This is a genomic window from Streptococcus mitis SK564 (assembly GCF_000148525.1).
Taxonomy (GTDB): domain Bacteria; phylum Bacillota; class Bacilli; order Lactobacillales; family Streptococcaceae; genus Streptococcus; species Streptococcus mitis_H.
This window is the reverse complement of sequence record NZ_AEDU01000033.1, coordinates 15,547-30,334: the sequence shown is the minus strand read 5'-3', so window position 1 is coordinate 30,334 and position 14,788 is coordinate 15,547. Positions and strand designations below refer to the sequence as shown.

13 protein-coding genes are annotated in these 14,788 nt (G+C 43.1%); 4 read left to right on the top strand and 9 right to left on the bottom strand.

The annotated features are described in order from the left end of the window. Nucleotides 1–73 precede the first annotated feature (73 nt). The 4 genes from SMSK564_RS12280 to SMSK564_RS0103220 are packed head-to-tail and all read left to right on the top strand — an operon-like array spanning nucleotide 74 to nucleotide 2,995. Entirely contained in the window at nucleotides 74–832 is a 759-nt protein-coding gene (locus SMSK564_RS12280) for an amino acid ABC transporter ATP-binding protein (RefSeq protein ID WP_001229568.1), read from the top strand. Between the two features lie 10 nt (nucleotides 833–842). After that, the gene (locus SMSK564_RS12275; RefSeq protein WP_000726176.1) at nucleotides 843–1,637 is read left to right on the top strand and encodes a transporter substrate-binding domain-containing protein; all 795 of its coding nucleotides are present in this window, start codon (nucleotides 843–845) and stop codon (nucleotides 1,635–1,637) included. Between the two features lie 12 nt (nucleotides 1,638–1,649). Next, entirely contained in the window at nucleotides 1,650–2,351 is a 702-nt protein-coding gene (locus SMSK564_RS12270; RefSeq protein WP_000131138.1) for an amino acid ABC transporter permease, read from the top strand. Beyond that, entirely contained in the window at nucleotides 2,336–2,995 is a 660-nt protein-coding gene (locus tag SMSK564_RS0103220) for an amino acid ABC transporter permease (protein ID WP_000444669.1), read from the top strand. The genes SMSK564_RS12270 and SMSK564_RS0103220 overlap by 16 nt, the downstream gene beginning before the upstream one ends. A 91-nt stretch (nucleotides 2,996–3,086) precedes the next feature. Here SMSK564_RS0103220 and SMSK564_RS12265 read toward each other — a convergent pair whose 3' ends face one another. The 9 genes from SMSK564_RS12265 to metE all read right to left on the bottom strand — a co-directional run bounded on the left by SMSK564_RS12265 (nucleotide 3,087) and on the right by metE (nucleotide 14,524). Beyond that, nucleotides 3,087–4,217, bottom strand: coding sequence for an ABC transporter ATP-binding protein (locus SMSK564_RS12265; protein ID WP_000229949.1), 1,131 nt, complete (start codon nucleotides 4,215–4,217; stop codon nucleotides 3,087–3,089). Between the two features lie 112 nt (nucleotides 4,218–4,329). After that, nucleotides 4,330–5,199, bottom strand: coding sequence for a helix-turn-helix domain-containing protein (locus tag SMSK564_RS12260; protein ID WP_000968025.1), 870 nt, complete (start codon nucleotides 5,197–5,199; stop codon nucleotides 4,330–4,332). A 3-nt stretch (nucleotides 5,200–5,202) separates the two neighbouring features. Next, nucleotides 5,203–5,589, bottom strand: coding sequence for a Mini-ribonuclease 3 (locus SMSK564_RS12255; protein ID WP_000567917.1), 387 nt, complete (start codon nucleotides 5,587–5,589; stop codon nucleotides 5,203–5,205). Then, the gene (gene cysS, locus SMSK564_RS12250; RefSeq protein WP_025170943.1) at nucleotides 5,582–6,925 is read right to left on the bottom strand and encodes a cysteine--tRNA ligase; all 1,344 of its coding nucleotides are present in this window, start codon (nucleotides 6,923–6,925) and stop codon (nucleotides 5,582–5,584) included. The genes SMSK564_RS12255 and cysS overlap by 8 nt, the downstream gene beginning before the upstream one ends. Before the next feature lie 82 nt (nucleotides 6,926–7,007). Continuing rightward, nucleotides 7,008–7,892 carry a GNAT family N-acetyltransferase gene (locus SMSK564_RS12245; protein WP_000613651.1) on the bottom strand — a complete coding sequence of 295 codons (885 nt, stop codon included), beginning with the start codon at nucleotides 7,890–7,892 and terminating at the stop codon, nucleotides 7,008–7,010. Nucleotides 7,893–7,903: 11 nt separating this feature from the next. Next, nucleotides 7,904–8,521, bottom strand: a complete 618-nt coding sequence (gene cysE, locus SMSK564_RS12240; protein WP_000539982.1) for a serine O-acetyltransferase — start codon at nucleotides 8,519–8,521, stop codon at nucleotides 7,904–7,906. Nucleotides 8,522–8,536: 15 nt separating this feature from the next. Further along, nucleotides 8,537–10,750 carry a polyribonucleotide nucleotidyltransferase gene (gene pnp / locus SMSK564_RS12235; RefSeq protein ID WP_000166405.1) on the bottom strand — a complete coding sequence of 738 codons (2,214 nt, stop codon included), beginning with the start codon at nucleotides 10,748–10,750 and terminating at the stop codon, nucleotides 8,537–8,539. 555 nt (nucleotides 10,751–11,305) lie between these two features. Further along, entirely contained in the window at nucleotides 11,306–12,172 is an 867-nt protein-coding gene (gene metF / locus SMSK564_RS12230) for a methylenetetrahydrofolate reductase [NAD(P)H] (protein ID WP_000089967.1), read from the bottom strand. 102 nt (nucleotides 12,173–12,274) lie between these two features. Next, nucleotides 12,275–14,524 carry a 5-methyltetrahydropteroyltriglutamate--homocysteine S-methyltransferase gene (gene metE / locus SMSK564_RS12225; RefSeq protein WP_000108246.1) on the bottom strand — a complete coding sequence of 750 codons (2,250 nt, stop codon included), beginning with the start codon at nucleotides 14,522–14,524 and terminating at the stop codon, nucleotides 12,275–12,277. Nucleotides 14,525–14,788 lie beyond the last annotated feature (264 nt).

Below are 14,788 nucleotides of genomic sequence, written 5' to 3'. Positions count from 1 at the left end.
CTGATATGATTTGACAAGACCATTCTTTTGGTGTAGAATCATGTTATAAAATCTAACACAAAGGAGATTCCTTATGGCTTTAGTAGAATTTGAACACGTCGAAAAATATTACGGAGATTACCATGCACTCCGTGACATCAATCTCCGTTTTGAAAAAGGGCAAGTCGTTGTCCTCCTAGGCCCTTCTGGTTCTGGGAAGTCCACTCTTATCCGCACAATCAATGGTTTGGAGGCTGTTGACAAAGGAAGTCTTCTAGTAAATGGTCACCAAGTTGCTGGTGCCAGCCAGAAAGATTTGGTGCCTCTTCGCAAGGAAGTTGGCATGGTTTTCCAGCATTTCAACCTCTATCCGCATAAAACAGTGTTAGAAAACGTAACACTTGCGCCCATAAAAGTTCTAGGAATTGATAAAAAAGAAGCTGAAAAAACAGCCCAAAAATATCTGGAATTTGTAAATATGTGGGACAAGAAAGATTCTTATCCAGCCATGCTATCTGGTGGACAAAAACAGCGAATTGCCATCGCTCGTGGTCTTGCCATGCACCCTGAACTCCTCCTCTTTGATGAGCCAACATCTGCCCTCGACCCTGAAACCATCGGCGATGTTCTAGCAGTTATGCAAAAATTGGCCCACGATGGTATGAATATGATTATCGTGACCCATGAAATGGGCTTTGCCCGTGAAGTTGCTGACCGCATCATCTTTATGGCTGACGGAGAAGTTTTGGTAGATACGACCGATGTCGATGACTTTTTCGACAATCCAAGCGAACCTCGTGCCCAACAATTTCTCAGCAAAATCATCAACCACGAAAGTGACAAAGTCAAATAAGGAGGCACCTATGAAAAAGAAATTCTTTTTATCAGCATTATTGATTAGCCTTTTCGGCCTTGCTGCTACAAAACCAGTCCAGGCTGATACCAGCGTCGCAGATATTCAAAAAAGAGGCGAACTGGTTGTCGGTGTCAAACAAGACGTTCCCAATTTTGGCTACAAGGATCCCAAGACAGGAACCTATTCTGGTATCGAAACTGACTTGGCAAAAATGGTAGCTGATGAGCTCAAGGTCAAGGTTCGCTATGTGCCTGTTACCGCACAAACCCGTGGACCCCTTCTAGACAATGAACAGGTCGATATGGATATCGCAACCTTTACCATCACAGACGAACGCAAAAAACTCTACAACTTTACCAATCCCTACTACACAGACGCTTCTGGATTTTTGGTCAATAAATCTGCCAAAATCAAAAAGATTGAGGACCTAAACGGCAAAACCATCGGAGTTGCCCAAGGTTCCATCACCCAACGCCTGATTACTGAACTGGGTAAAAAGAAAGGTCTGAAGTTTAAATTCGTCGAACTTGGTTCCTACCCAGAATTGATTACTTCCCTGCATGCTCACCGTATTGATGCCTTTTCCGTTGACCGCTCGATTCTGTCTGGCTACATCAGCAAGCGCACAGTACTACTAGATGATAGTTTCAAGCCATCTGACTACGGTATCGTTACCAAGAAATCAAATACTGAGCTCAGCGACTATCTTGATACCTTGGTCACTAAATGGAGCAAGGACGGTAGTTTGCAGAAGCTTTATGACCGTTACAAGCTCAAACCATCTAGCCATACCGCAGATTAAGGAGGACACCCCATGACAGATTTATCATCTTGGACAGCCTATTTTCAGGATTTTGGACAATTTTTCAATGGTTTCCTCTTCACTCTTGCCCTAGCGATTGGATCCTTTATCCTCGCCATGGTCTTAGGAATCTTCTTTGGAGCCATGTCAACCAGTAAACGTCCAATTTTACGCATTTTAGCTCGCATCTTTGTTGAATTTTACCAAAATACTCCCCTCTTGGTGCAGTTTGTTATCGTTTTTTATGGCCTACCTCTTATCAGTGACCATATCATCATGATTCCGATTTATTGGACGGCTGTACTCTGCGTGGGACTCTATCACGGCGCCTATATCGCTGAAGTGATTCGTTCAGGTATTCAGTCTATTCCTAGCGGTCAGATGGAGGCTGCCTTATCGCAAGGTTTTACCTATATCAGTGCCATGCGCTTGATTATCTTACCTCAGGCCTTTCGTATCATTCTCCCTCCTTTGACCAACCAAATCGTCAACCTCATCAAGAATACCTCCACAGTCGCTATCATCTCTGGAGTGGACCTGATGTTTGTGACCAAGTCTTGGTCAGCACTTAACGGAAACTACATTCCAGCCTTTCTAGGCGCTGCCCTTCTCTACTTCTCTCTATGCTTCCCTGTTGCCCAGTTTGGTCGCAAGATGGAGCAAGCCAACAAAAAGCCTATTCACTTTAGGAGGTTACTATGGAATCCCTTTTAGAAGTTTTGACCCCAGATAACCTAATCTTTATCTTTAAAGGATTTGGCTTGACCCTCTACATTTCTCTGATTGCCATCATCCTCTCTACCTTTATCGGTACGGTGCTAGCCGTCATGAGAAATGGCAAAAATCCTATCTTGCGCATCATCTCCAGCATTTACATCGAGTTTGTGCGTAACGTTCCCAACCTCCTCTGGATTTTCACTATCTTTTTAGTCTTTAAGATGAAGTCCACTCCAGCAGGTATTACAGCCTTCACTCTCTTTACCTCAGCAGCCTTGGCTGAGATTATCCGAGGCGGTCTCAATGCCGTAGACAAGGGACAGTACGAAGCAGGAATGTCTCAAGGATTTACCTCAGCCCAAATCCTCTATCACATCATTCTCCCACAAGCTATTCGTAAAATGCTGCCAGCCATCATTTCTCAGTTTGTAACCGTGATTAAGGATACCAGTCTTCTCTACTCTGTTATCGCCCTACAAGAGCTCTTTGGAGCTAGCCAAATTCTCATGGGCCGTTATTTCGAACCAGAGCAAGTCTTCAGTCTGTATATCCTGATCGCCCTCATCTACTTCAGCTTTAATCTAGCCATTTCTAGCCTGTCTCATATGCTAGCAAAACGTTGGCAACGAGCTGCAGAATAAACAGCCACTCTCCAGTTAAATTGGAGAGTTTTTCTACGCAATCGCAAAAAACACTGCCAGATTTCTAGCAGTGTTTTGAGTTTTATTTATCTTAGTAAACTGTTTTTTCAGTTTCTACATCAAAGAAGTGTGCTTTGTTCAAGTCAAATCCAAGTTCAACTGTTGCACCTGTTTGCAAGTAGTCACGAGCATCAACTTTGGCAACAAATTCGTCTTTACCAACTTGGCAGTAAAGGTGAGATTCTGAACCAAGCAATTCTGATACTGAGATAGTAGCTTTGACAACTGATTCTGGGAATGTTTCAAGGAAAGCAGGTTCTGCATTCACGTCTTCTGGACGGATACCGAAGATCAATTCTTTACCTTCGTAGCCTTTTTCACGAAGAACTTTCAATGCTCCTTCTGGAACTTTCAAACGGAAACCGTCTGAAATAATTTCGCTTCCAACCAATTTCACATTGATGAAGTTCATAGCTGGGCTTCCGATGAATCCTGCTACGAATTTGTTAACTGGGTTTTTGTAAACTTCTTGAGGAGTACCGATTTGTTCTACACGTCCGATAGTACCTGTACCAGCAGGGTTCTTAGTTGCTGACATGATAACGATACGGTCTGCAAGTGTCATCGCTTCTGTTTGGTCGTGAGTTACGTAAATAGTTGTAGCTCCGATACGACGGTGGATTTTAGCGATTTCAGCACGCATTGATACACGAAGTTTGGCATCCAAGTTTGACAAAGGTTCGTCCATCAAGAATACTTTTGCGTCACGAACGATCGCACGACCCATGGCAACACGTTGACGTTGACCACCTGAAAGATCAGCAGGTTTACGTTCCAAGAACTCTTTCAATCCAAGAATTTCTGCTGCTTCTTGCACACGTTTGTCGATGTCTTCCTTGCTGTATTTACGCAATTTCAAACCGAAAGCCATGTTATCATAAACAGTCATGTGTGGGTAAAGAGCGTAGTTTTGGAATACCATGGCGATGTCACGGTCTTTTGGAGCTACGTCGTTGACAACCACGCCATCGATAGATGCAGTACCTTCTGTGATGTCTTCAAGACCAGCAATCATACGAAGAGTTGTTGATTTACCACATCCTGAAGGACCTACGAAAACGATAAATTCTTTGTCTTTGATGTCCAAGTTGAAGTCTTCAACTGAGTAGTGTTCGCTGTTTGGATATTTTTTGTAAATATTTTTAAGATTCAATTCTACCATGAGGTGAACTCCTTTTGTCTTTTGATAGTTTTATTATAGATGAAAACGCTTTACATTTCTATGGCAAGATGACCAAAAAAATAAAAAAGTTCTGTGCAACTTGCACAAAACTTTATAAAATATCTGGTAAAATCAACTGATAACACAGGGTCAGGTCAGTCAATTCCTTCAACTGTAGCCCTGTCAACTCTTCCCATTTATCAATCTTGTATTGGAGAGAATTGCGGTGCAGATAGAGTTGCTGGGCTGTTTTAGTGAGAACAGCACTATTTTCCCAAAGAGAGAGAATGATTTCCTGAATCTGATCTTGATCCAAAATCATCTGGTGTAGACATTCCTTGATTGCCTTCAAATCCACGAGTCTTTCTCCCATACTCCAAAGATAGAGCTGAGAAAAAGTATGAACACCTTGGTGACCCTGACGCCACCAAGTCTTAAACAAATCTCGCTCTGCTTTAATCAAGTCTGATAGGGCTTGATGGCCTGTCTGAGACCAAACCTGACCTAACATGATTGACAGACGAAGTCCAAAGTCATACTCAACCGCTTCAATCGTATCACTTAAAATAGCTCGTACAGATGTGTATTTGTCTTGTTGAAGCACGAAAACATAATCCTGAGCTCCGACCTGCAGCACCGTCTGACAGTTGGGAAAAAGAGTCCGCATCATATCTAGCCAAGAAGCTAGATTTTCCTGCTGAAAATAGGAAAGACGGCAATAAACCAACTGAATCTTTTTAAAAGTTTTCGGTGCCTGTCCCTTGCCCTCAACCAGATAAGAATACCAAGGATTGAGCGAACGAGCCTGCTCCTGCTGGGTCAAAAGGGCAATCAACTGCTTTTCACGCTCGCTGAGACCAGCTTCCTCCAGCAAAATCCACTGCTGAGAAGCTAAAGGGAGAGTGAGATAGCCCTCCTTCTCTACTGGTTGGTCTGAAATCTGAGCCTCAGGAAACCAGTCTTGTAGTTCTTTTGCCATCATGTCCTAGCCCTCCACTTTTTGGATGCACCATGAAATCAAGCTCTCAAGACGTTCTATATTTTCAGTCATATGGAGATAGCCCATGACCGCTTCAAAACCTGTGGACATACGGTAGGTCACCACATCAGCATTTTTAGCCTTGGTGTGGCTATTCGTATTGCGGCCACGTTTGTAGATTTCCTCTTCTTTTTCCGTCAGGATTTGCTCCTCCAACATGAGGGAAATCAGGCGAGCCTGAGCTTTAGCCGACACATACTTGGTCGCTTCTTGGTGGAGTTTATTGGGTTTGGTCATACCTTTGAGGATGAGGTGACGGCGAATATACATAGAGTACACCGCGTCCCCCTCAAAAGCTAACGCAATCCCGTTAATGAGATTGACATCAATCACGAGTCCACCTCACTCCATCCTTGGTGTCAAGGAGCTTAATCCCTTGAGCAGCCAATTGGTCACGGATCTGGTCCGCTGTCGCAAAATCACGATTGGCACGCGCTTCTTGGCGTTTTTGAATCAAGGATTCAATCTCAGCATCCAAAACTTCCTCAACAAAGACAATTCCAAAGACTTCCAACATATCCGCAAGAGCTTGCTTGACACTTGTATCATAGTTGCCTGAGTTGATCCATTTGGCCATTTCAAAGACGACTGTGATACCATTGGCAGAGTTGAAATCCTCATCCATTGCAGCCACAAACTTATCTTTAAAGGCTTGTAACTCTTGAGCATCTACAGTTCCAGTAAATGGTTGCTCATAGGTGTTTTTCAGATACTTGAGATTAGTCTCTGCATCCCGCACTGCCTTTTCCGTAAAGTTGATAGGCTTGCGATAATGTTGTGTCGCAAAGAAGAAACGAAGCACTTGGCCATCAAGAGTTTTAAGGGCATCGTGCACTGTGATAAAGTTACCCAAGGACTTGGACATCTTGACATTATCGATATTGACAAAGCCATTATGCATCCAGTAGTTAGCGAAAGTCTTACCTGTTTTTGCCTCTGACTGGGCAATTTCGTTGGTATGGTGAGGAAACTCAAGGTCAGCACCACCACCGTGGATATCAATGGTATCTCCCAAAATCTCTGTCGACATGACCGAACACTCAATATGCCAGCCTGGACGACCAGGTCCCCAAGGACTGTTCCAAGAAATCTCGCCTGGTTTGGCAGCTTTCCATAGAGCAAAGTCTACAGGATTTTCCTTGCGAGCCGTTTCTTCATCGGTACGACCTGATGCACCTTGCTCCAAGTCTTCCAAGGTTTTATTGGCCAACTTGGCATAGTTGTGGGATTTTTCCACACGGAAGTAAACATCCCCTTGACTCTCGTAAGCAAAGCCTTTTTCAATCAAATCTTCCACAAAGCGGATGATATCCGTCATAAACTCCACTACACGCGGATGGCAAGTAGCACGTTTGACGCCCAAGGCCGTCACATCCTCACGAAAGGCAGCGATGTACTTGTCCGCAACCTCCTGAGGCGTGATCCCTTCTTCCTTGGCACGGTTGATAATCTTATCATCCACATCCGTGAAATTGGAAATATAGGCAACCTCGTAGCCACGATATTCGAAATAACGACGAATGGTATCAAAAGCTACCGTCGAACGAGCATTCCCCACATGGATATAGTTGTACACGGTCGGCCCACAGACATACATCCTAACCTTACCGTCCTCGATCGGGACAAATTCTCGCAAATCACGAGACATGGTGTCATAGATTTTAATCATAAAATAATAGTCAGGAAATCCAAAATTCAAGAACAGTTAGTTTCATCACTAAGAGTTCAATTCAATTTCAGTCCGAATCTCTCTACACTTCGGAATTCCTTGCTCCTTTCTCATTCAGATAAATCACCTGAGTCTGTTTGACAAAGCCAATTTTTTCATACAAACGTTTGGCACCTACATTGCTATCTTCCACTGCAATCTGAAATTCCTTATCATTTTGCTCAATTAGTTGGTTGACAAGGGATTTTGCTAAGTAACTTCCATAGCCTTTCCCACGTTCAGGTTCAGATATTGCTAACCCGTAGAAGTAATTCGTATTTGTCGATAAATCTACCGTGCAAGTTCCAATAACCTGACCGTCTTTTAACAAAATATATAAGCGACTTTCTGGATCCTTCAGAGCTTCAGCGACATATCTATCCACAACTTCTCTCGATTCATGTTCCCCTGAAAATGCCTGAAATTTTAACTGACTAATTTGCTCCTGATACGAACTATCTGCTAACAAAACTTCAAGATTGGAAACAGTTGCTAACGGATAAGGTTTTCTATCCTTACCTAACCAAGTTTCTGTCTCTTCATCCTCGACCAATCCCCAGTTGCTGACAAAATCAGGATGGCGGTCTAGAAAAACACGCTCTGTCTGAAAAGTCACTGAACGAATAGAAAAAGTAGCCGTTTCTCTCTCAAAACTAGTAAACAATGCACGCGCAATCCCCTGACGGCGATGAGCTGGATGAACCAGTATCGTCACTTCCACATCTTGATCATCTGCATAGACAGTTAATAAACCTACAAGTTCGCCTTTTTCATAATAAAGGAAAAAGGCGGGCATGTTTGGATCAAAATTAAGCATGTTAGAAAGATAGGGATCACGATAGGTACCGTCATAGTTTTGACAATAGTTAATTAGTTTTTTCGCCTCAGATAGCTCCTCTTGGCTTAACTTGTTTCTTGCTTGAATCATATAGCTATCCTCTACAACCCAGACGATCTGTGACTAGCTTCTTTAGCCTGCTCTAGTTTATTGACGTAATACTCTCGTTTTTCTTCAACTTCGTGAATGACTGGCTCATCTTTCTTACCATGAACTCGGACAATCTTGGCCGGAATACCAACAACCGTCACATCACTAGGTACATCTGCTACGACAACTGCTGCAGCACCGACCTTGGCATTAGCACCAATTTCTACAGGACCAATAACTTGGGCATGGGCTGATATAAGGGCACCCTGACGAACGGTCGGATGGCGTTTGCCAACATCCTTACCAGTCCCACCAAGAGTCACTCCGTGATAAAGGAGAACACCTTTTTCAACAATCGCTGTTTCCCCAATCACCAGACCAGAACCATGGTCGATAAAGACACCTGAATCAATCTGGGCACCTGGATGAATCTCAATCTGAGTCCAAAAGCGCCAAAACTGACTGTGCATACGAGCCAAGAGTTTGAAGCCATGCTTCCAGAGAAAATGCGAAAGACGGTGGGCCGCCAAGGCCTTGACACCTGGATAAGTCAGCAAAACCTCCAAAGTGGTGCGGGCCGCTGGATCATTTTCTTTTACGATATCAATGGTTTCGCGCCACCATCCCATACATTTCTCCTTTTCTTATTCTGAATCTTTTGGTGTTTCTGTAAATTCTTTCTTAGGTTTGTGATCCTTGTGATGACGTGGGCGGTGAGGTCTCTCAGACTTTTCGCCTTTTTCATCACGTTCAGGTTTTGGAGGACGAGGAAGAAGAGCTTTCATAGAAGCATCCACACGTCCTTTTTCATCAATCTTGATAACCTTAACATCAACTTCATCCCCGATTGCTACCAAGTCTTCGACATTATTGGTACGCGTCCAAGCCATCTCAGAGATATGAACGAGGGCATCCGTCTTGTCAAAGAGGTTGACAAAGGCACCAAATTTCTCGATACGAACGACTTTAGCACAGTAAACTTCATCCACTTTGGCTTCACGGACCAAACCAGCAATAATTTCTTTAGCACGGTTAATAGCATCTTGGTCGCTAGAGTAGATAGACACATTTCCTTCTTCGTCGATATCAATCTTAACGCCTGTTTCGGCGATAATCTTGTCGATGGTTTCTCCACCCTTACCGATGACAATCTTAATCTTGTCCACATCAATCTTGATGGTATCAATTTTCGGTGCAGTTGGAGCTAATTCTGGACGAACTTCTGGAATGGTTGCTTCAATCACATCAAGGATTTCAAAACGAGCTTTCTTGGCTTGGGCAAGAGCCTCAGTCAAGATTTCTGCAGTAATCCCTTGGATTTTGATATCCATTTGAAGGGCTGTAATCCCGTCACGAGTACCTGCAACCTTAAAGTCCATGTCTCCAAAGTGGTCTTCCAAACCTTGAATATCTGTCAAGACTGTGTAGTTATTTCCATCTGAGATGAGACCCATGGCAATCCCTGCTACTGGCGCCTTGATTGGCACACCACCAGCCATAAGGGCAAGCGTTCCCGCACAGATAGAAGCTTGAGAAGAAGAACCGTTTGATTCCAAAACTTCTGCTACTAGACGAATAGCATATGGGAATTCTTCCAAACTTGGCAAGACTTGAGCAAGAGCACGCTCACCAAGAGCACCGTGACCAATTTCACGACGACCTGGTGCACCGTAACGACCAGTTTCCCCTACAGAGTATTGAGGGAAGTTATAGTGGTGCATAAAGCGTTTCTTGTACTCTGGGTCCAAACCATCAATGATTTGCGTTTCTCCCATCGGAGCCAAGGTCAAGACTGAAAGGGCTTGAGTCTGCCCACGAGTGAAGAGACCTGAACCGTGTACACGAGGTAGGAAGTCAACAACCGCATCCAAAGGACGGATTTCATCGACCTTACGACCATCAGGACGAACCTTGTCTTCTGTGATCAAACGGCGCACTTCAGCGTGTTCCATTTGTTCCAAGATTTCAGCCACATCACGCATGATGCGGTCAAATTCTTCGTGATCTGCATATTTTTCTTCATAAACAGCAGTGACTTGGTCTTTGACTGCTTGAGTTGCAGCTTCACGAGCCAATTTTTCTTCTACTTGAACTGCCTTTTGAAGGTCACTATTGTAGGCTGCGATGATTTCAGTCTGTAATTCAGCGTCTACATGAAGCAACTCTACTTCTGCTTTTTCCTTACCAACTGCGGCAACGATTTCTTCTTGGAAGGCAATCAATTCTTTAACAGCTTCATGCCCTTTAAGAAGGGCTTCCAGCATGATTTCTTCTGACAATTCTTTAGCACCAGACTCTACCATGTTGATGGCGTGCTTGGTACCAGCTACTGTCAATTCAAGGAGAGATTGTTCTGCTTGTTCTTGACTAGGGTTGATGATGATTTGGCCATCTACATAGCCCACCTGTACCCCAGCAATTGGGCCGTCAAATGGGATATCTGAAATAGAGAGTGCCAAGGATGAACCAAACATAGCAGCCATTGGTGCAGATGCATTTTCATCGTAAGAAAGGACAGTGTTGATAACTTGGACTTCGTTACGGAAACCTTCCGCAAACATAGGACGGATTGGACGGTCAATCAAACGCGCTGTCAAGGTAGCATCTGTTGAAGGACGTCCTTCACGTTTCATAAAGCCACCAGGAAACTTCCCAGCTGCATACATTTTTTCTTCGTAGTTGACTTGAAGAGGGAAGAAATCCCCAGTTGCCATCTTCTTAGACATAACGGCAGCAGTCAAGACAGTTGACTCACCGTAACGCACGACAACTGCGCCATTTGCCTGCTTAGCAACCTGACCAGTCTCTACAATTAACTCACGACCCGCAAAAGTCGTTTGAAACACTTGTTTTGTCATTTTAATCCCCTTTGGATTGATGAAATTATACGCCTTGCCTACAAAAATCAAGATACTAAGGGCGTCAAAAGCAAAGTAAAAATAGGAAACTGACGAAGTCTTCGATGAAGACAAGACAGTTTATCTTTTTTACACAGCTTTTCGGCCGGGTTCAATTACACAAGATAGCATTCGATTGACGCAGTGTACCATGTACACCAGGAAATCTATCTTTTTCACTAGGGATTTAGCCCGTGTTCAATTACTCAAGATACTAAGCCGTCAAGCAACTCAAAGGAAAATAGGAAATCTAACGACGGAGCGACCGCTCCTAGGCAGATTTATCTTTTTCCACAGAGTTGTAGGCGAGTTCAATTACTCAAGATATAAATCATTAGAAAGGTTTGATGCTAAAACATCTAAGACTTTCAGTTTAAATGCATTATTTTTTTAATACCCTCATCTTTGTATCAAGTACGTACAGAGTCTATTTTATCATATTTTTCTTAAAAAGTGCGGTCTTTACCATTAAAAAGGAACCATTCCCCTCACCTGAGAAGAATGGTTTGCTTTTTATTATCCTAGAGACTGATGATTAAACAAGGCATGAGTTGCTTGGTGGATGTATTTTGCTGTTTCTGCATTGTTCATAGTGTAGAGATGCACACCGGCAACATCCTGAGTTACCAAGTCCACGATTTGGTCCACTGCATAGGCAAGTCCTGCTGCTCTGAGCGACTCAGGGTCATGCTCATACTTGTCTAAGATGGCTTTAAATTTACGTGGAAGATGGATATTCTCACAGGTCTTCAAGAGACGGAGAGCCTGATTTCGATTCAGAATTGGCATAATCCCTGCATGAATGGGCACATCAATCCCAGCCAGGATGCACTTGTCTTGGAAATCATAGAAGCGCTCATTGTCAAAGAAAAGCTGAGTTACAAGACTCGAACAGCCTGCATCTACTTTCTTCTTTAGATTTTGAATATCTGAAATCTGATTTGGTGAATCTGGGTGTCCTTCTGGATAACAAGCACCAACAATATCAAAGTGAGGGGCTTGTTCCTTGATGAACTCAATCAAGTCGGTTGCATAGCGGAAATCCTTTTGTGGCTCTACATCTGGAATAATATCCCCACGAAGAGCCAAGATTTTCTGCACCCCAACCTTGTCCAAGTCTGCAATAGTTTCAGCCACCTTGTCCTTAGTCAAATAGATGGCTGGCAAGTGAGCAATAGTCGGAATCGCCAAGTCATTTTGGATAAAGTCAGCCAAACGAACCGTCGTTTCCTTGATATTAAATTTATTATTGCTGGCAGTCACACTGATAAAGTGAGGAGCCAACTCCTGCATATCTTGAAGAGCAGAAATAATGTTATCATTACCCACTGCTGGGTTGGGAGGGAACACTTCAAATGAGAGTGACGGTGTTTGGCGTGACATAGTCATTATCCTTTTCTAGTTGATTTTTTTCATTAGCTGGATTCCTAGAATCCAAGTGAAACAGGGAGATTGACCAAACAGCGCTTCTTGAGAAATCCTATCTTACAATTTCTCACGCGCAGCTTTAGCTGCTTCAACAAGGCGGATCAAGCTTTCTTTTGTTTCTGGAATACCACGTGTTTTCAAACCACAGTCAGGGTTGATCCAAACTTTCTTGCTTGGCACTTTAGCAAGGATGGCTTCGATTGTATTGTCGATTTCGCCTTCATTTGGCACACGAGGTGAGTGGATATCGTAAACCCCAGGTCCCACTTCTGTTTGGAAGTTTTTCGCTTTGAGTTCGTCCAAGATTTCAAGGTTTGAACGGCTAGCTTCAAAGGAAATAACATCTGCATCCATGTTGTCGATAGCTGGGATGATATCAGTAAATTCTGAATAACACATGTGAGTGTGGATTTGAGTATCTGGCGCTACTGTTGAGTGTACCAAGCGGAAGGCAGGAATTGCCCAGTCAAGGTAGTCTTCGTACCAGTCGCTACGACGGAGTGGCAATTTTTCACGAAGAGCAGCCTCGTCGATTTGGATGATTTTCACACCAGCAGCTTCAAGGTCAAGCACTTCATCCTTGATAGCAAGGGCGATTTGAAGAGTTGAATCCTTGATAGAGATGTCTTCACGTGGGAATGACCAGTTGAGGATGGTAACAGGTCCAGTCAACATACCTTTAACAGGTTTGTTTGTACGGCTTTGTGCATAGCTAGACCATTTAACAGTGATAGGGTTAAGACGAGTTACATCACCCCAGATGATTGGTGGTTTCACCCCACGCATACCGTATGATTGTACCCAACCATTTTTAGAGAAGAGGTAACCTGACAAGTTTTGACCGAAGTACTCAACCATGTCATTACGCTCAAATTCACCGTGAACAAGGACATCAAAGTCGATATCTTCTTGCCATTTGATCCATTCATCAATCGTTTCAGCAAGGAAAGAATCGTACTCTTCTTGAGACAATTCACCTTTACGGTAAGCCAATCGTTTCGCACGAACTTCTTTAGTTTGAGGGAATGAACCGATCGTTGTTGTTGGAAGAGCTGGAAGTTTGAAAGCTTCTTCTTGGATAGCTTCACGTTCTGCAAAGGCTGGCAAACGAGTGTAGTCTGCGTCTGTCAAGCCAGCGATACGCGCACGAAGTTCAGCATTTTCACCAACACGCTCAGTCGCAAAGAGTTCTTTGTTAGCTGCAAGTGCTGCTTCACCTTGACCATTGCGGATAGCATCCAAATCACGAATCTCATCTAATTTTTCAACTGCGAAAGCAAAGTGGTTCAAGATTGCTGGTTCAAATTCTTCATTAGCAGTTGTGAATGGCACATGAAGAAGTGAGCATGAGCTTGTCAAGACAATGTTTTCAGCTGGGATTTGTTCAAGAACAGCCAAGCTCTTTTCGTAGTTGTTACGCCAGATGTTTTTACCATTGACAATACCTGCGTAGAGAGTCTTGTCTGCTGGGAAGCCACCTTTAACCAATTCAAGAGTTTTCTTACCTTCAACGAAGTCCAAACCGATGGCATCTACTGGCAAGTTCACAAGGTCAGCGTAAACGTCACGAACGTCACCAAAGTAAGTTTGAAGCAAGACTTCAAGACCTTTCTTGTCAGCCAAAAGTTTGTTATAGAGATTCAAGAAGAGGGCTTTTTCTTCAGTTGTCAAATCTTTTACAAGAGCAGCTTCATCCAATTGGATGCGAGTCGCACCAAGTTCAGCCAATTTTGCAAAAACTTCTTGGTAAGCAGCTACTAAGCTATCTACGAAGTCTTCTGCTTTCACACCTTCTTCAAAGTCTGACAATTGAAGGAAAGTGAATGGACCTACAAGAACAGGACGAGTGTTGAGACCAAGTTCTTTTGCTTCTTGGAACTCATCGAAGATCTTGTGACCAGCCAATTTTACTTGAGTATCTTTTTCAAACTTAGGAACGATGTAGTGGTAGTTGGTGTTGAACCATTTCTTCATTGGAAGGGCGCGAACGTCCCCTTTTTCTCCTTGGTAACCACGACCCAAAGCGAAGTAGCGCTCAAGGTCAGACAAGTCCAAGTTTTGAACTGAAGCAGGTACCACGTTGAAAAGGAAAGCTGCATCTAGGAAGTTGTCATAGTGAGAAAAGTCATTTGATGGGATTTCAGTGATGCCTTTTTCTTTGACGATGTTCCAGTGTTTAGCACGCAATTCTTTTGCTGCTGCCAAGAGTTCTTCTTCTGAGATTTCTTTTCTAAAGTATTTTTCAGTTGTAAATTTTAATTCGCGGAATTCGCCCAAACGAGGGAAACCGATGATTGTAGTTGACATGATGTGTCCTCCAAAATTTGTTGTTGAAACTATCTTAACAGAAAAGGAATCATCTGTATAATTGTAAAAAATTAGGCTTTGATATAGTTTGAAACTATATCTCTGTTTTGAGCAAAAGAAAAAGACCTGAGACAAATGCCTCAAATCCCTTGTATAGCTTGTTTTATAGCTGTATTTTAGTTAGACTGGTAAAACGTGTTATTAGTAATCCTTATAAGTGACTATGACTTGTTATTAGAAAAGACTATAAGTTGATTTATCTTT